This is a genomic window from Streptomyces sp. NPDC034670 (genome assembly GCF_055574875.1).
This window is the reverse complement of the sequence record NZ_JBVITR010000037.1, coordinates 48,106-71,118: the sequence shown is the minus strand read 5'-3', so window position 1 is coordinate 71,118 and position 23,013 is coordinate 48,106. Positions and strand designations below refer to the sequence as shown.

General features: G+C 69.5%; 24 protein-coding genes. 18 read left to right on the top strand and 6 right to left on the bottom strand.

Features of this window, described 5'->3' with window-relative positions:
- Nucleotides 1–273 precede the first annotated feature (273 nt).
- Entirely contained in the window at nucleotides 274–432 is a 159-nt protein-coding gene (locus tag ACZ56B_RS22920) for a hypothetical protein (RefSeq protein WP_376642622.1), read from the top strand.
- Nucleotides 433–525: 93 nt separating this feature from the next.
- On the opposite strand, the gene ACZ56B_RS22915 is transcribed toward ACZ56B_RS22920, so the two are convergent.
- From ACZ56B_RS22915 to ACZ56B_RS22890, 6 genes are all read right to left on the bottom strand, one after another.
- Nucleotides 526–1,533: a DUF6292 family protein gene (locus ACZ56B_RS22915; RefSeq protein ID WP_468793626.1), complete on the bottom strand. Its 1,008-nt coding sequence runs from the start codon at nucleotides 1,531–1,533 to the stop codon at nucleotides 526–528.
- An 82-nt stretch (nucleotides 1,534–1,615) separates the two neighbouring features.
- Complete coding sequence (gene tpg / locus ACZ56B_RS22910; RefSeq protein WP_376642669.1) at nucleotides 1,616–2,170, bottom strand: telomere-protecting terminal protein Tpg; 555 nt, start codon at nucleotides 2,168–2,170, stop codon at nucleotides 1,616–1,618.
- Between the two features lie 115 nt (nucleotides 2,171–2,285).
- Entirely contained in the window at nucleotides 2,286–3,638 is a 1,353-nt protein-coding gene (locus ACZ56B_RS22905) for a replicative DNA helicase (RefSeq protein ID WP_376642671.1), read from the bottom strand.
- Nucleotides 3,639–3,640: 2 nt separating this feature from the next.
- Nucleotides 3,641–4,768 (bottom strand): hypothetical protein, encoded by a 1,128-nt coding sequence (locus ACZ56B_RS22900; protein ID WP_468793623.1) that lies wholly within the window; start codon nucleotides 4,766–4,768, stop codon nucleotides 3,641–3,643.
- Nucleotides 4,769–5,018: 250 nt separating this feature from the next.
- On the bottom strand, nucleotides 5,019–5,765 hold the full coding sequence (locus tag ACZ56B_RS22895; RefSeq protein WP_468793621.1) for a glycosyltransferase family 2 protein: 747 nt from the start codon (nucleotides 5,763–5,765) through the stop codon (nucleotides 5,019–5,021).
- Nucleotides 5,762–6,562, bottom strand: coding sequence for a GntR family transcriptional regulator (locus ACZ56B_RS22890; protein ID WP_376642630.1), 801 nt, complete (start codon nucleotides 6,560–6,562; stop codon nucleotides 5,762–5,764). Before ACZ56B_RS22890 ends, ACZ56B_RS22895 begins: the two co-directional genes overlap by 4 nt.
- Nucleotides 6,563–6,918: 356 nt before the next feature.
- Between ACZ56B_RS22890 and ACZ56B_RS22885 the strand changes: the two genes are divergently transcribed.
- From ACZ56B_RS22885 to ACZ56B_RS22805, 17 genes are all read left to right on the top strand, one after another.
- Nucleotides 6,919–7,602, top strand: coding sequence for a hypothetical protein (locus ACZ56B_RS22885; protein WP_376642632.1), 684 nt, complete (start codon nucleotides 6,919–6,921; stop codon nucleotides 7,600–7,602).
- A gap of 158 nt (nucleotides 7,603–7,760) precedes the next feature.
- Nucleotides 7,761–8,036: a hypothetical protein gene (locus tag ACZ56B_RS22880; RefSeq protein ID WP_376642633.1), complete on the top strand. Its 276-nt coding sequence runs from the start codon at nucleotides 7,761–7,763 to the stop codon at nucleotides 8,034–8,036.
- Nucleotides 8,037–8,179: 143 nt separating this feature from the next.
- A complete protein-coding gene (locus tag ACZ56B_RS22875; RefSeq protein WP_468793618.1) occupies nucleotides 8,180–8,527 on the top strand; it encodes a hypothetical protein in 348 nt (115 codons plus the stop codon).
- Between the two features lie 468 nt (nucleotides 8,528–8,995).
- The gene (locus tag ACZ56B_RS22870; RefSeq protein WP_376642639.1) at nucleotides 8,996–9,184 is read left to right on the top strand and encodes a hypothetical protein; all 189 of its coding nucleotides are present in this window, start codon (nucleotides 8,996–8,998) and stop codon (nucleotides 9,182–9,184) included.
- 264 nt (nucleotides 9,185–9,448) lie between these two features.
- Nucleotides 9,449–10,156, top strand: a complete 708-nt coding sequence (locus ACZ56B_RS22865; RefSeq protein ID WP_468793615.1) for a hypothetical protein — start codon at nucleotides 9,449–9,451, stop codon at nucleotides 10,154–10,156.
- Nucleotides 10,157–10,300: 144 nt separating this feature from the next.
- A complete protein-coding gene (locus ACZ56B_RS22860; protein WP_468793612.1) occupies nucleotides 10,301–11,404 on the top strand; it encodes a hypothetical protein in 1,104 nt (367 codons plus the stop codon).
- A 250-nt stretch (nucleotides 11,405–11,654) separates the two neighbouring features.
- Nucleotides 11,655–13,271 (top strand): FtsK/SpoIIIE domain-containing protein, encoded by a 1,617-nt coding sequence (locus ACZ56B_RS22855; RefSeq protein WP_468793609.1) that lies wholly within the window; start codon nucleotides 11,655–11,657, stop codon nucleotides 13,269–13,271.
- A gap of 187 nt (nucleotides 13,272–13,458) precedes the next feature.
- Complete coding sequence (locus ACZ56B_RS22850) at nucleotides 13,459–14,457, top strand: bifunctional lytic transglycosylase/C40 family peptidase (protein WP_468793606.1); 999 nt, start codon at nucleotides 13,459–13,461, stop codon at nucleotides 14,455–14,457.
- A gap of 1 nt (nucleotide 14,458) precedes the next feature.
- Nucleotides 14,459–14,731, top strand: coding sequence for a hypothetical protein (locus ACZ56B_RS22845; protein WP_468793603.1), 273 nt, complete (start codon nucleotides 14,459–14,461; stop codon nucleotides 14,729–14,731).
- 5 nt (nucleotides 14,732–14,736) lie between these two features.
- Nucleotides 14,737–15,981: a hypothetical protein gene (locus ACZ56B_RS22840; protein WP_468793600.1), complete on the top strand. Its 1,245-nt coding sequence runs from the start codon at nucleotides 14,737–14,739 to the stop codon at nucleotides 15,979–15,981.
- An 81-nt stretch (nucleotides 15,982–16,062) separates the two neighbouring features.
- Entirely contained in the window at nucleotides 16,063–17,139 is a 1,077-nt protein-coding gene (locus tag ACZ56B_RS22835; protein ID WP_468793597.1) for a hypothetical protein, read from the top strand.
- On the top strand, nucleotides 17,139–19,367 hold the full coding sequence (locus ACZ56B_RS22830) for a hypothetical protein (protein WP_468793594.1): 2,229 nt from the start codon (nucleotides 17,139–17,141) through the stop codon (nucleotides 19,365–19,367). Before ACZ56B_RS22835 ends, ACZ56B_RS22830 begins: the two co-directional genes overlap by 1 nt.
- A gap of 344 nt (nucleotides 19,368–19,711) precedes the next feature.
- Nucleotides 19,712–20,200 (top strand): hypothetical protein, encoded by a 489-nt coding sequence (locus ACZ56B_RS22825; RefSeq protein ID WP_468793591.1) that lies wholly within the window; start codon nucleotides 19,712–19,714, stop codon nucleotides 20,198–20,200.
- 401 nt (nucleotides 20,201–20,601) lie between these two features.
- Nucleotides 20,602–21,048 (top strand): RRQRL motif-containing zinc-binding protein, encoded by a 447-nt coding sequence (locus ACZ56B_RS22820; RefSeq protein ID WP_370406087.1) that lies wholly within the window; start codon nucleotides 20,602–20,604, stop codon nucleotides 21,046–21,048.
- Nucleotides 21,049–21,068: 20 nt separating this feature from the next.
- A complete protein-coding gene (locus tag ACZ56B_RS22815; protein ID WP_468793587.1) occupies nucleotides 21,069–21,512 on the top strand; it encodes an ASCH domain-containing protein in 444 nt (147 codons plus the stop codon).
- 77 nt (nucleotides 21,513–21,589) lie between these two features.
- Nucleotides 21,590–22,246: a hypothetical protein gene (locus tag ACZ56B_RS22810; RefSeq protein WP_468793584.1), complete on the top strand. Its 657-nt coding sequence runs from the start codon at nucleotides 21,590–21,592 to the stop codon at nucleotides 22,244–22,246.
- A gap of 7 nt (nucleotides 22,247–22,253) precedes the next feature.
- Nucleotides 22,254–22,706 carry a Pycsar system effector family protein gene (locus ACZ56B_RS22805; protein ID WP_468793581.1) on the top strand — a complete coding sequence of 151 codons (453 nt, stop codon included), beginning with the start codon at nucleotides 22,254–22,256 and terminating at the stop codon, nucleotides 22,704–22,706.
- Nucleotides 22,707–23,013: the final 307 nt, after the last annotated feature.

Below are 23,013 nucleotides of genomic sequence, written 5' to 3'. Positions count from 1 at the left end.
AGCGCAAACAGTGAGCGGCTGGGGGTGCCCACCCCCCCGGGCACACCCGGGGGGGGGGGGGGCCCGCCCCCCCCCCCCCCCCGCCAGGGAGAGGAGCATTCCACTGGGCCACTGCTGCGCCCCGGCTGCGCCCTGTGACGTCTGCCTCCAGAGGCTCAACGTGCAGGCAGTCTGGGCTGTTCAGGCGAACCCGTCAGAGACCGTCAGCGGTTGATGACCTCCTGGCCTGTGGTTGGCTGCCACTCGTTGCGGTCTGACATAAGGAGAACGGACGTGGACGACGAGGAGAAGATCGCGCGAGGAGTGGCCCGGGGGATCGCCCGGCATGAGGCCGCGCAATCGGAAGCCCAGGCTCGGCAGTTGCTCGGCTGCCTACTGTTGTTCGGGGTTCTTGGTGTCGGCTTCATCGTGCTCATCACCTACGGAAGCTGAGCGGGGCGCCCATGCTGCGCCCTGTCTCCTCCGGCACAGCTCGGGCCCCCAGGAGTTTCCTGGGGGCCCGGATCAACGCGCGACATGCCAGAGTCAGCCGGTGCTTTCCAGGGCCTTCACGAGGTCGGCAGGGGTGGGCGTGGTGCCGGTGGCGACGTGGCGTACCTGCGGGCTGGGCGAAGGCCATGCTGCGCCCCGGCCGAGCGGGTGGCGGCGTGAGGTCGAGGTGCGCCAGCCGTGCCGCTCTGACCACACCAGAGCGGCGGCCGGCGCCGTGGGGCTGTCCAGGACGAGCGCGGCCACGACTTCGTCGTCCTGGGGGTGCTGGACGGCCGGCGGGGCGTCGGCGGTGGTCCAGCCGCGGGCATGCAGGGCGCGGGCGACTTCCGCGAGGTAGGGGCGCGCCTGGCGGCCGCGCACGATGGACTCTGCGCGGATGCCTGCGCGGCGGGTGAGTGCGGCCGGGTAGCCGAGGACGTCGGCGGCCTGCGAGGCGCTGATGCCTCGCTGCTCCATCACGTCGGCCATCCGCTCCGCGCGCAGGGCTGTCAGTGCGGCCTGCGCGGTGTTGCGGTGCACGCCGAGCTGTTCGGTGACCCGGGCCGCGGTGAGGGCGGGGTCGTCGTCCAGGAGCTGCGCGACGCGCGCCGGGAGCACGTCGCGCGGGACCTGGTCGCCGACGCCCGCAGGGCGGCCGGCGCCACCGCTGGGCCGGGGGCGGGGGGCAGGGGTGTAGTCCCGTACGACGTGGCGGGGCCAGTGCTCGACTCCGCCGACACGCACCATGTGCTCGCTCACCGACGGGTGTTTCTTGCGGCGGTCCCAGGCATGCAGAGGAATTCCGCTGAGCGCAGCGGCCTCCTGGCGCTCCAGCAGGTCTTCGTCATCGTCCGCCGTCGGCAGTGCCGGGACGGGGCGCCCGGCGAGGTAGGCATCGATCTGCTCGCCGTCGTAGAGCCGGGTGCGGCCCGTGCTCACGGGCGGCGGGAACCCTTCAGTCTGCAGGCGGCCCGAACTGAGCAGGGTCTGCACAGCGATGCCCTGCTGCGCTGCAATGTCGGCAAGGGTGCGCACCAGGTGCCGGCGTCCGGCGCGAATCATTTGGTCCTCCCAATCCGGCGAACACCGGAGGTCGAGAAAAAGGTAGCAATTTAACTACCGACTCGGGGCGGGCAGCCGCCGCTCACAGGTCGATTTCCATCTGCTCGATGTCGGTGAACTCCACAGCGAGGCCCTGGGCGCGGCGCCCGCCGTCCTGGAAGTACAGCTCGCCGAGCGCCTGTCCGGCGAGGTCGCGCAGCTGCTGCTCGCTGGCGCCGGCGTCCTGGGCGTCGAAGAGGCGGGCCGCGTGGTGTGGGGGCAGGGCGAGGGTGATGTGCCGCAGACGGGCGTCGTCGGTGGTGCCGGGCGCGGCGGTGAATCCGAATCGGGCGCGGACGTCGATGACGACGCCGGTGCTGGTGGCCGCCTGCTTGCGGGCTCGGGCGCGTACCCGCGGCTGCCAGCGCTCCCGGACGGCGTCGGCCAGGCGCTGGGCGAGGTCCGGGCGGGGCTGGCGGATCTGGTCTTTGACGTACCGCTCGACCGTGCGCTGCGAGATACCGAGCTGCTGGGCCACGGCGCGGGTGCCCTTGAGCTGCTTGACCAGGTAACGCATCTGCGCCCCGGCGCTCTTGGGGATGGGGCGGGTGAAGGCCCGCTGCACGGCCCGGTTCAGGCCGTCGTCCACGATGCCCACGGTGGACACCTCCGTTCATGATCGGCTGTGCGGGCCGCTGCGAGGCGATCACGGTTCGGTCGGGGGAACTGCCCTGCTGGACCGTGATCGCGCTGCACAGCGGCGTCCAGGGGGCTTAGCGGGCCGGTTCTTCCTCGCCGGACATGTCGCGCAGACGGCTGTAGTGGAACTGGTGGGCCACTGTCACGGTCCCTGTGGGCCCGTTGCGGTGCTTGGCCACGATGAGATCCGTCTCCCCGGCCCGCTCGGACTCGGGCTCGTAGTAGTCGTCGCGGTGCAGCAGGATGATGTTGTCCGCGTCCTGTTCCAGGGCTCCGGAGTCGCGCAGGTCGCCCACCTGCGGACGCTTGTCCTGCCGCTGCTCGGGCCCGCGGTTGAGCTGGGCCAGGGCGATGAGCACGGCCCCGGTGTCGGAGGCAAGGATCTTGAGTTCGCGGCTGATCTCGGTGACGCGCTCATACGGCGTCTGACGGCTGTTGCGTTGGTCGGTCTGCATCAGCTGCAGGTAGTCCAGAATCACCAGCGGCGCGCGACCCGTCTCGCGGACGATGGTCTTGATCCGGGAGCGGATACGGGCCGGGCTGACGCGGGCGCTGTAGTCCATCCACAGCGGAAGGCCGCGGAGCTCCGGAACGAACCGGTCCATGCGGTCCCAGTCCTCCTGCCGCAGGCTGTCGGCACCATCACGCAAGTGGTGGAACGCCACCCGCGCCCGGGCCGACAGGATGCGGTTGCTGACCTCCGAACGGCCCATCTCCAGGCTGTGCACCAGCGTGGGACCGCCTGCGCGGGCGTTGGCCGTGGCCACGCCGAGCGCGAACGCGCTCTTGCCCATCGCCGGGCGCGCGGCCACCAACGTCATCTGCCCGGGCATCAGCTTCATCAAGGCATCAAGGTCCGTGAATCCGGTGATCGCGGACGGCGGGACGGACACCGCCAGGCTGTCCAGGTGCGCGTCCAGGTCGTCGCCGAACCGGCCGAAGCTGTCGTCCTCGTCATCGGCAGCGAGGTACTCCAGTTCCGCCTGGTGGGCGGCGATCGTCTCCGGCACCGACAGCGGGTCCGCGATGCGGGCGCCCTGCATACCGCGCACCAGCGCTGCCTGGTACCGGCGCACCTGGGCGTACCCGTGCACGAGGTCGGCGTAGTGCCCCGCCTCGACTGAGGAACACGCGCTGCTGGCGATCTGAGACAGCCCGGCCGGGCCGCCCACCCGCTCAAGGTTGCCGGTGCTGCGCAGCTCTGCCTCGACCGCGGGCACACCCGTGGGTCGGCCGTGCCCGTGCAGCCGCTGCACCGCCGACCACACCAGACCGTGGGCGGGCTCGTACCAGTCGCCCTCGCGGACCACGCGGGCCACGTCCGCCACCGGGTCATAGGCCGGGGTGGCCAGCAGGCAGGCGCCCAGCGCCCGACGCTCCGCGTCCACGGAGACGGCCAGCCCTTGCTCCTGGTCCTGGATCTGCATGGTCACTTGGTCACCTCCACGTCGCTGCGGGTGACGCCGGGGTGCGTGCAACGCCGCTGCGGGCCGTCGTCGTCGTCATCCAGGAGCCAGCCGTACTCATCGCAGGCGTGGCAGGCAGCGATGGCGCTGCGCGTCGCGGCCGGCCCGGGGCTGCTGGCCGGTGCGGGCGTTGTCTGGGGGCGCACCAGAGCGTAGCGGCGCAGGTCGCGCACCCACCCGGGCAGGCACTTGGTCCAGGACGCTGCGCCTCCGGTGTTCTTGAGCACTTCCGCTTCGAGCAGGGCGAGGTACCCGGCATCAGCACCCACCAGGGACGGCCAGCCCTGCTCGCGCATCGTGCGCAGCAGCTTGGGCGCGCAGCTACGGGCCGTGGCCGCGCCCGCCTGCCACCGCTGCATCTGCTGGAGGAAGTCGACAGCCGCAGCGGTCTCCTCCGCAGAGAACTCCGGCCCTTCCTCCCTCTGTGACGGGAGGGCCCTAGTGGGGTGCGTGGGAGGGGTAGGGGAGGAGGAATCCTCCTCCTCCGGGGGGTGTGGGGGGTGGACACCGGATCGCGGGTTTTCCGCATTCCGGCTCTGACCAGGCGAAACGCGGGTTTCCGGATCGCGGGTTTTCCGCGATCCGGATCCGGATCGCGGGTTTTCCGCATTCCGGCTCTGACCAGGCGAAACGCGGGTTTCCCGCGATCCGGAGGGCTGGGAATCGCGGGTTTCCCGCACTTCGCCGCTGACCTGCTGTGATGCCGCGATCCCCAGGTCGACGTACTGCTCGTTGTTGGCAGGGTTCCGGTACACCCGCGTGGCCCAAGTGGGGCGCTGAGTGGTCTCGTCGTAGACGGAGACGCGGGCGAGGTGGCCGGCCTTCGTCAGGCGTGCCGCGATGGCGTTGAACCGGTCCTTGCCCATCTTCCAACCCTGCGCCTGCATGTCCCGGCGGATGGCTTCCATGGTCGAGGGCAGGCGGGGGTCGCGAAGCAGCAGCTCTGCGAGGACGCCGATGTCTTCGGGCTGCAGGCCCGGCGTGCGCACCAGCTCGCGACGCAACACGACTTCCTCGGGCGGCTCCCAGCCGCGTTCGAGGTAACTGGCGCCGAAGTCGTCACCTGACGATGGACGCTGTGGGCTGTGCAATGTGGTACATCTCCCCAGGTAGGGGAGCCGCGACCGGCGATGTGACCATGTGGAACACCCGGAGTAGTGGCGGTGCGCAATCTGATGCGCATACTCTGGGTATAGGTGACTGCGCGGGCCAAGGGCCCACGGGCATCACCCCGGCGAGGTCACCTCACCGGACACGACTCGGAACTTTGGTCAGTGGCGAGTCGACTTTGGAAGCGGTCCTGTTGTGGCGACAGGACCGCTTCTGCGTTTCTCCTTCGGGTTATAGGTGGTGTTCGATCCCTTCCAGGGCCTCCGCGCGAGCCTGGATGATGCGCATGCGAGCCTCCCATTCATCTCCCGCGCCGTGCTCCGGGTGTGCGGTGCTCTGCGCGTCGTGCTTCCGGTAGTGCAGACCGACCTCGGGCAGGAACCAGCCCCGTGACAGGACGGACAGGGCCGTCAGCAGCCCGGTGTCTTCCGAGGCTGGCAGCGCCATCCAGCCACCGAGGAACGTCACAAGGTCACGACGCGCGCACAGTGTCGCCGGGTGTACTTGAGGTCGGCGGTGCTCCCGCCAGTGTGAGAGGACTGCGCCCTTATGGATGACGCCGGGCGCCGGGTCACCTTCGAAGCCGAGCAAGGAGCCGTCCGGCAGAAGATCCAGGACGCGACTTGTCGTCCAGCCCACCGAGGCTTCGGACTCGAGAACCGCAATGTCCCGGGCGAGCGCGCCCGGGGCTAGCTCATCGTCTGCGTCAAGGACCTTGACCAAGGAGCCAGCCGACCGAGCGAACGCCATAGTGCGAGTCACTGCCGGCCCACCCTTGCGGGACGCCCCAAGGCGCACTCGCGGATCACTCGGGTTAGGCAGGCGGCCCTTAGCTGCCACGTGGGCGCCGTCCTCCTGGATGCACCATTCCCAGGACCACCCATTCGGCATCACCTGGGCATTCAGAGAGGTGTAGGCCGCGCCGAGGTACGGAAGTGCGCCCTCGTGTACTGCCGTCAGCACAGAGATCGTCTTCATGACGCGGGCCACCTCTCCAGGGGAATGCGGTAAAGGAACTCGAACCGGTCTCCCGGCAGGATGACCTCAGAGAACTCGGCCAGGTCCCCTTCCACGGTGTAACTCGCCTTGTGTAGCACGAGAATCGACGTGCCCGGAGGCAGGTCCAGTGCCTTCGTCTCCTGGGCCGTGGGCGGCCGTGCGCTGATGGTGTCTGTAATCTCCCCCAACTCGACTCCCACAGTAGCCAGTTGGTGCATCGTTCCGCCTGGCCACGGCTCACGGCCACTGTCCAGTAGTTCCGGATTCTTGGCGGCCACGCTGTATGGAATCCAGGAGTCGATCAGACTGACCGGCACGGTGTCGTCGCGGGAGCTGGTCCGGTAGTGCCGATGGAGCATCTGCGTGCCCGGGGGGACCTCGAACCGTTCGGCGATCTCCGAGGGAGCCTCGCGCACCTGGTAGCTCGCATGGAAGTCGAGCTGTGGAGTAGGCAGGCCGGTTTCCTGTTCCGTGACGCCGGTGTTCCTCCGCTCAGCTTCAGGAAGCAGCGCGCGGTCCTTCTCCCACTGGTAGCGAGCCTGGGACTGCCGCACGATCCGCCGTCGTTGCCGTCGGACGTACGTGCCGCGGCCACGCACGATCCGTACCAAGCCCTCGCTCTCAAGGGCCCGGTAGGCGGCTTGCACGGTGGTCGTGGACCCTCTGCCCTGGGCTGTCAGGTCTCGGATCTGCGGGAGGGCTTCCCCCTCGCGGAGATCGCCGGACCGGATCCGAGCTGCGAACTCATCCGCGAGTTGCCTCCACTTCGTGGCCACAGCGCCCTCCTCTCTTCTCGTAGTTGGTGACCTTGTAGTTCACAGATTAGACCACAGCGACTCGCAGTTCCGGAACTGTTGACTTGCGGTCTGACTTCGTGTCATGGTCTTCCCCGGCAGTTCCGGAACAGCGATTTCAGTGTGATCTGTTCCGGAACCTGTTCGGTCAACTTCATACGTCTGACTGTCCGTGGCTTACATGCCCGGCCGGGGTGACGAACCACGAGGTCCCCCGAGAGCAGCAGCCAGTTGTGCGACCCGCAGCCGTTGCGCTGCCCGTCCGCCGCAGACCGCCCACGCCCGACGGGGCGCGGCTGTGGAGGTCGGAGAACGCAACAGCAAGGGAGACAACGCTCATGCGTCACAACGGACGTGCCCCCATCCTGGCCAGCAAGATGCGGCCCGAGCACCTCAGCCTCCGCGAGGGCGAGCCCCACCTCGTGGTCTGCCCGGACTGCGAGACCTGGCGCCGCCTGAAGCGGTCGATGATCCACCCCCACCGCGACGACAGCCCCGTCGAACGGACCGAGCGCCGCTACTACGGCGACAAGCCCGCCGGCGGCCGCCGCTGCCCTGGCAGCGCCCAGCGCATCACCATCGACCTCAACCCCGAACAGTGGGCCGAAAAACTGCTCGCCGCCGACAGCACGGCGACCAGCCGCCGCTCCGCCCGCCAGCATCACAAGCCGCCCCAGGCCCCGGCCACCCCGCTCGCCCGCGTCCACGCGGACGTCACCCCGGCGACGGCTCGCCGCGCCTACCTCGCCCACACCGAGGAGTGCGTGCTTTGCAGCACCGGCGAGCACTGCACGCGCGGAGGCGTTCTCGCTCAGCGCTACGTCCGCGTGCTTCGCGAGGAGCCCGCCCGCCGTCAGGCCCGCAAGCGGACGGCACCGGCTGCCCGCAGGGAGCAGTGGGCCAAGCACGGAGGCACGGACATCGAGACGGCGAACAACCAGTCCCGCCCGCGCCCGCACGGCACGGTCTCCGACTACCGCGGCCCTCAGCTCCCGACCGAGCCGCTGCGCATCAGCGCCTGACTCAGCAGCCTGCGCTGCCCGCCGGTCACCTGCCCCGCCCTCGCGGCCCTGCAGGCGGTCGGCGGAGTGCGCAGGACGCACTCACGCGACGAACCCCCGGGACGGGGGTCCCCGGGGGTTCTTGTCGCAGGTCCCCCTTTGAGAGAGGACGACCCGTTATGCACAGCATCGCACCTTGCCCGAGTATTCAGGAAGAGATCGGCCCCAGGCTGCCAGGCGCCATCTACGCGAACGTCGACGGACGCTTCGAGGTCCTGGCCCTCATCACCAACCCGGTGGAGGCCATGCAACTGCTGCGCCGGGCTGCCCGGTGGGCGGTCATCGTCCGCGACACCCTTCGCCCCGACGGCCAGCCCTTCGCGGTCGGCTCGGTGTGGACGACGTCGGACTACCTGATCCGTCCTGCCAGGACGGCGTACGAACCGGCCGCCTGACGACCCGCCACGGTCCAGCTCCCACTCCACCAGAGCGTGGAGCGGGAGGCGGGCCGTGGTTGGCCGTCCGGCCAGCCATACAGCGACAGCCCCGGAAGGTGAGAGCTCCGGGGCTGTCCGGTCACAGGACGTAGGAGGTCCCCTTGACCACGACGATCATGACACGCTCGACGGCCTGTACGACAGTGGCCGCCGACAGTCCCGAGTATTGGTGCGAGCCGTGCGGCACCTTCCACTCGGGCCCCTGCGCCAGCACCGACAACCGCCAGCTCGGTGACCTCCTGGCCCGCATGGCGCGCGAGAGCGACGACCGCATCCCGGCCGAACGCCGGGCACGGCGGACGCTCCAGGAGATGATGCCCGGCCACTACCGCCAGCCGGTTCTCACCCTGCACCGGCCGGCGATGGCTGATGACGCCTGCGTGCTGTGCGGCCGGTGGAACTGCGACCCGAGCAAGTGCCCGCCCGAGTCGAGGGCGGTGACCGCATGATCAGCAGGCTGACGGACGAAGAGCGCAAGGCGCTGTCCGAGAAGCTCCGCGAGGTCAACAAGCAGTCCCAGCAGCGGCCCCGCTGATGCAGCACCCCATATGTGCGGCCCGGGCCGCGCAGTACCGCGCAGCCCGGGCCGCCGCCAGGGTCGGCGTCCGCCACCCTCTCGCCCGCCTGCTGCTCGCAGTCGCGGCCGTAGCCGCCGGGGCTGCGTGGGACGCGGGCCACCGAGTCGCCGATCTTCACTGTACAAAGTCAGGAGAACAGATGGCCACGAAGCACACCCACGGCCCGAACTTCGGGCGCCGTATCGACGGTTGTCCGCGCTGCGAGGAACTGACCGCCGGCGCGGCCCCGGTCCAGTGGCATGGGACGACCCGCCGCCAGGACGAACAGCGGGCTGCTGAGATCCGCCGCCACAACTGTCGGACGCACGGCTGCGGCGTCGTGTGCACATACGGGGACTGGTGAGCGTGCCGCCCGACGGCCTGTACCAGCGCTACCAGGCAGCCGCTCGTGCCCAGCAGGAGCACACCACCAGCTGCCCCCGCTGCACCGACCACGCCCGCTGTGCCGAAGGCGCGCGGCTGTGGACGACGTTCGAGCGGCTGCAAGACACCTACCTCGCACGCCAGCGCACCAAGCGCACCCGCTGAGCCATCCGCTCAGCCGACATCGCCACCTCTGTCGGTTGCCTCCCACGCCCGTCCCAGCCCCGCTCCCCGGCGGCTGGTACGGGCGCGGAGAGGGGAGCCGGACAGCCGTGCTCCGCCTGCCTGCTGGAGGCCCTTGTGTCCCACACGATCCCGTTACGCGCGCCCCTGGACGAGTCCGGGCTGCCGCGCAAGGAGCGCACCGCCCCGACGGGCGGTCCCGCCGCACCGCGTCCGAACGCCCCCGCACCTCGTCAAGGAGACACCATGCCAGGCACCTTCTCTGTCCCGTTTCAGCAGGTCCTCGACCGCATCACCCCGCACCTGCCGCCGTACCTGCGGAAGATCGAACCGGTCCACGGCCGGGTGACCTTCGAATTCACGCCATTCACCGGCTGCGAGAAGGAGCCTGTCAAGCCGCAGTCGTACTACGACGACCCGCAGATGAACTACGTGCCCGAGTCGCAGGACGCGGCCGAGCACCGCCTGCGGACGGTCGCGCGGGACGTCCTGGACGACCTGTACCAGCAGGCGAGCAAGCGCTGGCAGGACGCCGCCTACGTCGCCGAACTCCGCCGGGCCGTACGTGACGCCCCGGACCGCTGGCAGGCGTACGAGCGGGAAGCGAAGGCGCTGGAGGCGGCCTACGCCTACCTGCGTACCGCCGAGGCGGGCCGGGAGTGGCCGGCCGCGATCTCCCGCCTGGTCGACGCGCAGGACCGTACCCGCGCCGCCGCCGCCCTGTTCGACGAGCGCGCGGCCGACATCGCCGACGCCCAGTACCGGCACCTGTACGCCGACCTCGGGCACGACCAGGCGCTCGCCGAGGCGGGCTTCCCCGAGGCCAAGGACTGGCACATCGGCGACGGGTTCGGCGGCTACTTCCGCGACGGACTCACCGCCAAGGTCGACCGCCTCATCGAGGAGCAGGAGCAGCACCTGGCCAAGGTCCGCCGCCTGTCCGGCACCAACTGATCCGCCCGCGATCCGGAAGGGGGACAGACCCGTGCGCTTCGTCTACCTGCTGGGCATGGCCAGCCCGCTCATCGTCGTCATCGCCGTTGTGCTGGCCCGCTGAGACGCGCCCCCCACAACCACTCGCACCAGAAAGGAAAAAGCGTGAACAAGCAGAACCTCGCACCGTCCCCGCGCGGGGCGGTGCTCGCCATCCTGGGCGTCATCACCCTGGGCGTGGCCATCCTGTCGGTGGCCGTCTCCTACGACATCCTCGAACCCCGTTTCGGCGCCTGGGCGGTGCCCACCGTGGGCGCCCTGGACGCCCTGTGGGTGGTCTTCCAGGCCACCGAGATCCTGGCGGGCAACAACCGCCGCCGGGCCCGGCGCGTGCAGGCTGGCGGTCTTGCGCTCACGGCCGTCAACGCGGCCATCCCGACGGTGCACCTCGTCATGTCCGGGCCGGGCGGCTTCGACCTGGCCTATGTTCTGACACCGGTGGCCATCGTCGCCACCAAGGGCGCCTGGTGGATGGCCATGCCGTCGCTCGGGCGGAAGACGTCGCCCGAGACCCTTCAGGGGATTGCCGACAAGCGCCAGGAGGTCGCGGACCAGCTGGAGGTGATGGAGGCCGAGGCCGCCCACCGCATCGAGCTGCTCGGCGTCGCCCGGGACCTCCAGAAGCGCGTCGCGGAGGCCGAGACCGCCTACCGCAAGGCCGTCCTGGAGGCGCAGAAGCGCATGACGGAGGAGCTGCACGAGACGGCCGAGGCCACCGCGGCGACCATCGCGGAGAAGCCGCTGCCCGCCTCCGTCGCGGCCATCGCCCTGCCGGAGCTGGGCACCTGGACGCCGACCGCTCCCGCCCTGCCCATCGGGCCGGAACGTGACGCCACCGGCACGCCCGCCATCGGCCGTCACACCCTCGGCACGCAGGTCAACGCGGGTACGGGCCCCGAGGCGGCACGCCTCGCCAAGCACACCGTCACGCTCGATGAGCTGGCGGCCGTGGCGGGTGTGCCGGTCCCCGGGCCGGGCGTGCCGCTGACCGACGATCAGATCGGCGTCGTGCTGCGGCACCTGCGTTACTCCGACGACCCGCCCCTGTCCTACCGCAAGGCCCGTGCCGACTACCGGGCCGCCGGTTTCGTCGGCAGCGAGGAGCGCGTGCGGCACGTGTGGGGCTCCGTCCTCGCGGCCGAGGGCAGCGAGGAGACGTCAGAGGACGCCGAGGAGTCCGAGGACGAGGAAGCCGACGCGGCCCACTGAGAGGGCGTCCACCCCGTTTGTCCGGCACCACCAGTGAGGGCCAGTCCGCCTGCACGGACTGGCCCTTGCCGCGACTGCCGGAAGCCAACTCCACAGTCGACAAAGGGGCGTAGACCCGGCGAGTGACCCAGCGAGCACCCTTGCGGTTGCAGACCTGGGGAGCAGACCCGGCGAGCACCCCCCAAAAACCACTGAATCGAATATGCGTGCGGGCTATGCTCCCACGCCCAAGATCACCTAAGGGGGAGGTTTGGGTAAGAAACAGCAGGCCAGCGACGACGTATACGCGCAGGCGGCAGGCGCCATCGGCGGTCTCGCCATCGCGTTCGGCATCCTCGCCGCCATCAAAGACAAACTCGGGCTGTCGTGGCCGGCCACCGTGCTGTTGACCGCCGGGGTGCTGGTCGCCCTCGGGTACGGCGCCTGGAGGCTCAGGGCCGCCATCGTGGGCCTGGTGGCGGGCGGGAAGCAGCCCGCTGCGGCACTGAAGCAGGAAGCGCCAGCGGAGGGCCTGGTGGCGGCCGAGGAGGCCGTTCCCGCCCACCCGGAGCTGACAGAGGCACTGGTCACGGCCGGGGTCATCGACAAGGCCGAGGTGATCCGGGCCGACGAAGTCACCGTCGAACCGGTCTCCACGGGCAAGCGGTACCGCTTTCTCCTGCCCAAGACCCGTACCTATAAGGACGTGGAGAGGCGGCTGGAGAACGTCGCGGGCTGGTACGGCATCAGCCGGCTGCACGTGAAGCTGGAGCGCGACCGCAACAACGAGCGCGGCGCCCACCTGCTGATGCTGGACGCGCCGCCGTTCTCGCAGCCGTTCCCGGCGCCCACCCGCGAGCAGATCCGGTCCTTCACCGGGGTGCCGCTCGGGCACGACGTCACCGGCCAGTTGGCCGGCGTACCGACACTCGACAAAGCATCAATGGTGGTCGGCGGAATGTCCCAGATGGGCAAGACCACGCTCATCAACGGACTCATTACCTGCCTGCTCATCGCGTACGGGGATTTCGACCTGTACCTGCTGGACGGCAAGTTCTGCGGACTGGTCACCTTCGAAAAGGCGTGTGTCCGCTACGAGTCATCGGACGATCCGGCCGTCTTCGAGAGCATTGCCGATGAGCTGATCGACCGTGGTGCCAGGCGATACGAGAAGATGCGGGAGGCGAAGAGGAACCGGGAGCCGGAACCGAAATTCAAACCCGTTATCTTCATCGTGGACGAGGCGGCCGACTTCTTCGCCGACGATGGCACTCCCAAGGGGAAAGAGCGGTCGGCGGGAATTGCGGAGAAGGCGCGGAAGCTCGCTGCCAAGTCTCTGGAATCCCGCATCTCCATGATCCTGCTGACGCAGCGGCCCGACAAGGACGCCATTCCGGTAACTGTACGGAACCAGTGCCAGTACCGACTGTGTATGTATGTGGAGTCCGAGGGAACCGCGAAAGTCACCCTCGGTGACTCGTACTTCACCACCGCCGCCCCGATCAACCCGACTCACCTCAACCCGCAAATCAAGGGTCAGGCAGTTATGTTCGCGGGTGGAACCTCCACGCTCATCCGGGGTTTCAATTTCTCGGATGAATTCATGTGGGAAGTGGTGGACGAAGTAGCCGCCCGGCAGCAGAAGGTGCTGGAGACCGCCCCGCTATCACCGCTCAAGCAGGCAATCGACCTGATGCGGAATGCTGGCGTGGAATTCATGCCCACGGCCGACCTGGCCCCGGCGCTCGGTATCACCGAAACCAGGCCCGGGGAACGAGGGAAACAGCTCTCCAAAAAACTCGGGGTAACTCCCGGGAAGGACGAAAAGGGCGTGGTCCGGGGCTACTGGCTCACCGACCTCATCGCGGCCACCGCAGCCGAATCCTGATCGTCGTCAGCCCGCTCGGAGTCCGTCCGGCGGTCCGCTGAGAGTCCGCCGGACATCCGCCGGCCAAGCGGCCCTGCCCGTCCCCCGGACGGGCTCCCAGCGGACTCCCAGCGGACCGCCAGCGGACCCCTATGGCGGATCTGACCTGGGAAAACAAGCAGAACCACAGAAGGGGAGGGGGTAACCCTTGAAAGGCTCCACAGCGGCCATCGTCGGGGCCGGTGCGACCGCGGCCGTCGTCGTGGCCGCGCTCGTCCAGGCCGCCGGCGACGACCCGGTGGTGGGCGCGGCACTCAGCATGGCCGTACCCGCCGAATACAGAGATCTGATCGAGGAAGCAGGAAACACCTGCCCCGAGGTCAGCCCGAACCTGCTCGCCGCACTGCTCACACAGGAATCGGGTTTCAACCCGAAAGCCAGATCACCCGTTGGCGCGCAGGGAATCGCGCAGTTCATGCCGTCCACCTGGGAGACCCACGGAATCGACGGCAACGGCGACGGAAAACGTGATGTCTGGGATCCCGAAGACGCGATCCCGTCATCCGCCAAATACCTCTGCACCATCTCCCAGGAAGTCAAAAACGTTCCCGGGAACAAGCAGAGCAACATGCTGGCCGCCTACAACGCGGGCAGCGGCGCCGTACAGAAATACGGCGGGATTCCCCCGTACAAGGAAACACAGAACTACGTCCGGTCCATCACCGCTCTCGCCAATCAGCACCAAGGCGGCGGGAATACGGCAGATACCGGGCAGGCCGCAACCGCGATCAACGCGGCAAAGCAGATGCTGGGCACCCCGTACTCGTGGGGTGGAGGAAACGCAAACGGACCCAGCACGGGAACGTGCTGCTCCCCCAGCGGCCAGAACGGAAAAACCGTCCGCGGCTTCGACTGCTCCGGGCTCACGCTGTACGCCTACGCGAAAGCGGGAATCACCCTGCCGCGCACGGCTGCCGCACAGTACGCGGCGTCCAAGCCCGTCAAGCCCGGCCAGGTCCGCCCCGGAGACCTCGTCTTCTATGGCAGCAGCGCGACGAACATTCACCACGTCGGCATTTACGTCGGAAACGGGTGGATGATCGACGCCCCCCGACCCGGCCGCAAGGTCCGCTATTCACCCATGGACACGATGCCCGACCTGTTCGCCGTCGCCCGTCCCACCTCGAACACCAACAAGGAGATCTGACATGCGGAAGTTCACCCTCGCCGAGCCCGTCGACATGTCCACCGGCTTCAAGGACTTCTTCGACACCATCGGGCTGACCGGCGGCGGCCTGGTCACCAAGGGCATCGCCGCCGTCATCGCCGTCATCGCCGTGCGGATGCTGCTCCAGCTCTCCAACGACCCCAAGGGCGCCCTCCGCAAGGGCAGCATGGCTGTCGGCACCCTGTTCGTCGCCGTCATCCTCGCCCTCTACGGCGACACCCTCTTCTCGACCGTGACCGAAGCCAAGGGCTGATCCCTGTGCCGGACAATCCGTGTGACAAGATCAAAGGCCCTGCGAAGGCGTACTGCGAGCGTGATCCGGACAATGGCGGGGGGCCTCCCCCCGAGTCCGGCCCGGAGTTCCACGGCTGGGTGGACGGCGGCGCCGAGAACGTCCAGGAACTCGCCGAGTCGCTGCTCGACACGATGCGCAGCCTGCTGGCACCGGACAGCACGTGGGCGCCCAAGCAGGCCGACAGCGTGCTGTACCAGCCGTTTCTCTGGCTGGGCCAGCACCTGGCTGTCGCGATCTTCGTGTGTGTCGTCGTCGTGTGCGCCCTGACCGCCTGGCAGGGCGCACCCCGCCTCAAGCAGATGGGTGCCTCGACCGGTTGGGCGCTCGCGGCCGTGGCCGGCATGGCGTCGGTCCCCGGCATCGTGCACATGCTGAACCAGGCCACGGCATCGGCGTTCCGCACCTTGTTCAGCAGCGACGAGGGGACGCTGTTCACCACGATCGCTCAGGACATGAACAAGGCAGCGGATTCAAGCAATCCGCTGGGGCTGCTGTTCATCCTGGCGGCGTTGGTGGTCGCCTTGGCATTCGCAGCGCTCGTATTCATGGTGCGCAATCTGGGCATTCTGGCGTTCGTGTGCGTGGCGCCCCTGGTGCTGGCCTCCCTGGCACGCGGCGGCGACACCTCCGCCGTCAAGGCATGGATGCAGCGACTGCTGGGCCTGATGTTCTGCCCGTTCGCGCTGCTGCTGGTCTCACCGTTTGTGAAGTTCACCGAAGGCTCGCTGGTGATGGACGCGGCGCTCCTTGTCGCGGCCGACGCCCTCATGCTCCGGATGATCTTCCACGGGGTGCCGTACTTCGGGCCCAGGATCGCGCGTGCGGCCCGGACGTTCGTGGAGCAGCGGACCGACAACCCGCTCGCGCGGGCGGTTGTGCGCGCCGGCGCCCCGGACATCTATGAGCAGGAGACGACGCCGCGTGGTCCGCGCATCGTGGACACCCCGCGCCGCGCGATGGGGCAGGACGGCGGAACTCTGCTCGCCGCCTACGGCATCAACCACCGACCGCGGCCCGGACGGCTCACCACCGAGTCGGCCACCCAGAAGGTGCGGACCGACACTGCCCGCACCACCCAGCTCAGCGAGGCACGCCGACAGGCACGAGAAGCAGCTCGGGGAGCACACGGACGCCGACCGACACCCGCTCCACCGCCTGCCCCGCCCCCGGGAACGGGACCCGCCTCGACGCCGCCTGCCCGTCCCTGACCCCTCGTGACCCCGGCCCCGGCATCCGCCCTACACGGCGGAGGCCGGGGCCGGGGCTGTCCCCCTCAAGGAGGAACGCTCGTGTACTCCCTCACCCCCGGCTACCGTGTGCCCGCCATTCAGCGCGGTCTGAGCCCTGCCGAGACACTGGCCACGAAGATCAACGCAGGCGCCGGCGCCGCCGTGCTGGCGTCCGCGTTGATCAGCCCGCCCCCGATCTGGGCTCTCGGTGCGGTCGGCGCCGCAGCCGCTGTACTCAACGTCGCGCCAGGACCGCGCTCGCTCGCCCGCTGGGCAGCCGTCGGCTACCGGCGGCTGCGGGAGCGCACCGCACCGGCCTCCATGACCGAGAGCGCCGGATCCACCGCCACCTGGACGCTCTACCCCGAGCACGGCACCATGCAGGACCCGGTGGCACGGGCGGCCTGGCACGACGCGTTCGGCCGCGCCCTGGCGTTCGCGGGCGACCAGGCCCGCACGGCAGGCATCCAGATCCACGTCGCCCACCACGCCATCGTCGGCGACTACACCGGGCACATGCAGACGATCTCCGTGCACGTGCCCAAGGGACTGGTCGGGCAGCCCGACCGTGTCCTGGACACGCTGGCCCATGAGATCGCCAGCCTTGGAGTGCTTGCCCCCGCCGACCCCGAACCCCTGCCCGCCGTGGTCTCACGCGGCCGGGGATGGGTCGCCCTGGACGACGGCCGCCACGCCAGCACGGCCCGGATCACCGGATGGCCCGACGAGACCGGCGGGGATCTGATGACGAAGCTGCTGCTCGACCAGAGCATCGGTGAGCGATCGCTGTCCGTCCTCTACCGGCCGCTGCCCACAGCCCAGTCCCGCCGGGCCGCGAAGTGGCAGGCCGCGGGAGCCGAGGCGTTCACCACGGACAAGGTCAAAGCCGCAGCACACGAGATCGCCAGCACCACCACGCACGGCGCGCTCGTCCAGGGCGCCACGCTCGTGGACATCGACGCCTACGTGACCGTGTGGGGCGACAGCGCCGAAGCCGTCACGGACGCCCGCTGGCAGACCACCCTCACCGCGGACCGGCACCGCCTCGATCTGGACTGGCTGACCGGCCAGCAGCACCGCGCCCATGTAATGACCTCCCCCCACGGAGCCTCGACCAGGAAAGGGGCGATCCTCTGATGATCCGTCTGCCCTCTAACCACGCTGCGATCACCGCACCACTGGTCACCTCCAGTCGCACCTTCCCCGGCATCCCTATTGGCCGGTCGCTGCTGGACGGCCGCCCTTTCGCCCTCTCCCCGGTCCAGGTCGATCAGGAGGTTCTGCCCTCGACCAACAGCCTGGCCCTGGGCGGCCTGGGCTCCGGCAAGAGCACGACCGCGAAGATCCGCGCCCGACGCGAAGTCATCGACAACAGCCACCAGTACGTCGTCATCGACTCCTTCGGAGAAGACAACACGGGTGAGTGGGCAGCTCTCACCCGCTCACTGAAGGGCCGCGTCATCGAGGCCGGCACTTTCACCCTCAACCCCCTCTCAGAGCTGTTCCCACGCGAGGTCCGCGAGCAGCTCGTGCGCTCGCTGATCGCGGCTGTAGAGGCCGAACCCCTCACCCAGCAGGCCGCCTACGCCCTCCAGCACGCCCTCACCCACCCGAAGGCGACGACCCTCAACGGCCTGGTGGACGCCCTCATGGAACCGGAGGACGGCAGGTGGCCGGCTGCCACGCTCGCTGAGTGGGGCGCGGGTGCCGTTTTCGCCCTGTCCCGCTACACCGACGGCAGCCTGTGCGGCCTGTTCGACGGCGACAACGCCGGACTGCCCGAGACCGACCTGCCGATCCTCGCGTTCGACCTCTCCCGTCTGGACCGCAACAGCCCGGCGATTCCGTCGCTGATGGCCGCGGTGGCGTGCTGGGTAGAGCACGTGTGGCTGCCGCAGTCGACCGCTCCTCACCGGCACCTGGTGCTGGAAGAGGCGTGGCAGATTCTGCTGTCACCGGCCACCAGTGAACTGATCCGCAGACTGCTGAAGTTCAGCCGCCGGATGGGGCTGTCACTGGACGTGGTGATGCACACACTGTCTGACCTTGGTGACGGCCCGGCGCAGGACCTGGCACGGCTGTGCGAAGTGGTCCACGTCGGCCGCCTTGGGCCGGAAGAGGCTGCGAAGGTCGGCGCGCTGCTCAACCTGCCCCAGTGGGCCGTCGGCAGGATTCCGGGTCTGGGCCCTGGACAGGCCGTGTGGAAAGTCGGCCCCGACTACACCGACATCGTTCAGACCGTGATCAGTGAGGAGGAGAGCACCCTCACCGACACCTCGTCCCGACGCCGCAAAGCGCAGCAGGCCATCCTCGACCAGGAACCGGACATCCTCGAGTACGACCCCAGCCGAGAGGAGGAGCCCCACAGCGAGGAATCGGACGACGCCTTTCCGACCGAGGACGCCAGCCTGGCAGTCGAGCACATCGCCGACCTGGACCAGGTGCGAGAGGCGGACGAAGTCACTACCCCTGATACCCACGCGAGCGAGGACGAGGCGTGGGCCTGGGAGATGCCGCCGAACGTGATAGACCGCCACCGCGAGGCAATCCAGGCTGCGATGGACGGCCGGTGCAACGAGGCCGCCGACCTGGCGGCCATCGGCGAACGCACCGACATCACCGCCTACGGCATCACCTCACCCCAGGCCATGCGATGGCTGACCACCCGAGCCCAGGTAGCCGACCTGTGCGGGAACCGGGACCAGGCCGTGCAGCTGCGCGCCACCGTCGCCCGCCTGGGCGCCGGGACCGGGCAGCCCGCGGACACCAGCACCCTGACCGCAGAGTTGCCCACGGTCCCTCAGCCCGGCACACCTGAGCCGCCCGCCGACGAGGACACCCCAGTGGGCCGACGGCCCCGCCGACGCGCGTGGCCCTACGTCGCCGCCGTCGCCGCTCTGTCCATCACAGCCGCCGCCGTCTGGCAAGCCGCCGGCGGTGAACAGCACACCGAACCTGGCCCATCCCGCGAGGCACGCCAGGAACAGGCTGACCCCGTGGCCTACAAGGGACGGGCGGGAGCCAAACTCACCCTCGACGGAGTGACGGTCGACGTGGTGGCGCAATGGAGCGGCAACCAGGTCGTCGTAGAGCTGCGGTCGTACGCCGACCGCAACGCACGGTACCTGCGTCTCGACGCGGGAGAACAGCACGCCTACACGACCCGGGACGGCAGCCTCTACCCCAGAGCACCGGAACTCGCCCTGTCGGTGGCTGACCCCCACGCCGACGTGACAGTACGCGTCGCCGTCGGCGGAAAGGGGTGGACGAAGCAGACCCGAACCCCCTCCCGCATGGTCCGCCTCTCCCCCACCGGCTCGGCCACCGACGCCAACACCGGCGAACGCCTGCCGTCCGATCTCTGACCGGCCGTCACCGCATCGGACACCGGACGCTCCGCCTGGCCCTCGCCCGCCCACCACCCGGCGGTGCGCGAGGACCGGGCGGGGCCGCCCGGCCGCATCCACAGCACCGACCCCTCCAGCAGAGTGCTGTGCCCCGATTGGAGGTAACACCCGTGCGCCCACGCGCTACCGTCACCCACATGGGGACGGACAAGGAGACGGACGGAAACAACGTTGCGTGGTTCGAGAAACCCGCCAACGCCACCCCGCAGAGGCACCGAGGACCCCAACCACTCACCCCCGAGCCACCCGCGAGCGCCCCTGCACCGACCAGACCGCCCAGGCGCACCTTGCCGTACCTCGCCGTGATCGCCGCCCTCGTGCTCATCTGCGCCGTGCTGTGGCAGCACGCCAATGAGGACAAGCAGGCCCAGAAACGCCAGGAGCAGGCCGCCGCCTACAAGGGAGTGTCAGCGGTAAATCTCAGCATCGATGGAGTTGAGACCCAAACGTTGGCGAAGTGGAGCAAGAACGGCCAGTCCGCCACTCTGTCGGTCTGGGTCGACTGGGACGAAGAGCCGAAGGTCGTACAGATCGCATCAGGCGACGAGATCGCCCAGGAGACCACGGCTCCCCTGAAGCAGGGGCAGATGCCTATGCCGATCACCCTGGAAGTCCAGGTACCAGTAAAGAACTGGTACCAGCCCGTCCAGATGACCGTTGCCGTGGGCGGCCCCACATGGCAGCCCGGTGACGAACTGCCCCGCCGTCAGATCGAGTTCCGCCCGGACCGGACGGCCATCGACACCGAGACTGGGAAGACACTCAAGCAGCACTACTCCCGGCTGTTCTAGCCACCGCCAAGGCCCCGCCTGTCTCAATGCCCCGCACCTCACGCGATGGTGCGGGGCACCAGCGTTCCCCGGACGCTCCGCCTGGTCCTCGCCCACCCGCTCCGGCGTGGTGTGCGAGGACCGGCCAGGCCGTCCGGCCTCACGCACGCCCATCCCCCACGCCCGGGCCACAACACCCCGGCACCGGCCACGCCCGGCCCGCACCACACCGATACGACCCTCAGCCACCCCGCCTGAAACCAGCTCCCATCCCGCGCCCGCCGACCACGTCGGCGGGCGCGGCGCTGTCTACAGACGTCCGGAGGAACGCTCGTGCTCATGCCCCGATCGCGCCACCAGGCCAGCAAGCCCCACCCGCAGTGCCCCGGGCCCCGCTACCTGTCCCACGCCCGGAGCCCGCGATGAGCACCCGCGCCCGACGCCGACAACCCGAGGCGACCCGGCCACGCACCGAGCAGGGGCTACCCGAATACGACTGGGGCACCGCCCCGACCGACCAGCTCGCCACTCGCCGCCAGCTGCGCATTGCCGGGCTGCGACCCGGCGGCCAAGAGCCCGTCGCCATCCTGCGCTGCAAGGCCTGCGCCACCCGCCCGAACCGCGCCTGCACCCGCCCCGCCTACCTCTACCGCGTCGACCTTGCCCAGCCGGTCCGGCCCATGACTCTTGCCAAGGAGGCCGCCCTGGACAAAGCCATGGCGGCCCGAACCACTTGCCCGGCCTGCCTGCGCCGTTACCAGCACTGCTTGCCGTTGCGCACCCTCGGTTCCTGTTTGGAGTGCTTCGACGGCACCCCTGCCGACCCGTCCACGTACATCCCGCCGACCGGACACCGGCTCGCCGCCTGATCATGAGAGGAAAACCACCCATGAGCACTGCCACCTTGCCCGAGGGCGACTGGATCCGCGGCATCAGCATCAAGCAGCCGCACGCCACCTGCGTACTGACCGGTCACAAGACGATCGAGAATCGTCCGAAGCCCTGGAGTTGGCGGGGCTGGACGCTTCTGCACGCGGGCAAGCGGATCGACCGGCCCGCCCTGCGCGTTCCGCTGGTCGCCCGCACGATCCGCGACCGGGAGCTGACCACCGGCGCCGTGATCGGCGTCGCCCGCCTGGTCGACTGCCACCAGGACCCCGACGGCTCCCCACCGTGTTCCGAGTGGGCGCAGAGCGAGGCTTGGCACCTGGTCGTCCAGGACGTTCAGGTGCTGCCCTTGCCCGTCGCCGCCAGCGGGCAGCTCGGCCCGTGGAAGCCGACGCCGGACCTGCTGGCGCAGGTGTTCCAGCAGCTGCCCGACTTCCGGCCGTGAGCACCACTACGGACGCCCCCGGTACCCGAGACGTCAGAGCACACCCGCACCGCCAACCCCGAGCAGGAGTCCACCCGATGAAGCGACTGTTCCGCCGCTGCGGCCACGCGCCCGGCGCCCTCACCCCCGAAGACCAGGCCGCCGTCGACGACTTCCGCGCGATGCTCGCCGCCCTCCGCTCCCCGGAGCCCTGGACGCCTGGCGGCGCCCAGGACATCGCCGTGCGGGTCGGCCCCTTCATCGAGCGCGCCCACCCCCGGCCCGGCGACGACCATGGCCCCGACATCATCGCCGTCGCTCTCCAGCACCCCGGCGGCCCGTACGCGCCCTACAGCGCCCGCTACCACAAGCTGGGCTGGCTGCGCTGCGAGACAACCAAGATCCTCGGAGTGTGGAACCCCGCCTACGCCCCACTCACCCACACCGCCGCCGGCCTCGACCTGCCCGACGACGTCGGCATGGAACCCGCGCACTACGCCATCTACATCGAAGCCCGCAAGCCCGACGGCAAGGGCTACACCCTGCTGCGCCTCGGCCCGTACACCCAGGCCCGACACGCTTCCCAGGACGCTGACCGGCTCACCGCCGCACTGGACGGGCAAGAGACCGCCACCGTGCCCGGGTTCCGAGTCTCCGCGCGGCCGCGCCGTTCGACGTCAGCGACCACAAGCTGTTCAGCGACCCCTACGAGGCCGACGCAGTCGCGCTCCTGGCCGACGCCGTCGAAAGGGTGAGCGCCAGGTGACCACGACCTCCGCCTCCCGCATGGACACGAACCTCGACGCTGCGTGCACCGCAGTCACCAACGAGATCAGCCGCACGGACAGCAAGGCATCCCTGCTGCTCGCCTTCAACGGCGCCGTCCTTGCGGGCCTCGCATCCGTAGCCGACCGCGACTTACCCACCGCGACGAAGGCGGCCGGCGCACTCGCCATCCTTGCACTGGGCGCCGCCGCCGTGCTGCTGCTCCTGGCCGTCCGGCCCCGGCTGCGCGGCGACGACCGCGCATCGTTCCCATACTGGGCACGGCTGAGTGACGCCGAAATCCTGGCCAGCATGGACAGCGACCACCGCGCCGCCCGTATCCGCGTCCTGTCTGTCCTCGCCGTACGCAAGTTCACCTACGTACGACGTGCGGTCGACCTGATCCTTGTGGCCCTGCTGGCCTTGCTGGCCGCGGGCCTCGCGGGGTAGCTGGCGACCACTGGCAGAAGAGGAAAAGATCGTTCTTGCCCAATTGGGCAGGAACCCGACCCGGTCACCCGTCATGGGCCCGGCCTCGCGCTCTCGCGGGGCCGGGCCCTTTTGTGTTTCCCCGCGCACCTCGGGCGCGGTCCGCTCGTGGGGCGATGCGGGGCGCGGATCCAGGCGTATACCGCGGTATACGCGCTGCCCGCATCGCGGTTGACGGTGAGGCGGGTCCCGGGGGTGATAACTCAGTTATCACCCCCGGCTTCTGACGATGCAGGTTAGTAAGCTCACCGCATGGTTACCCCAAGCC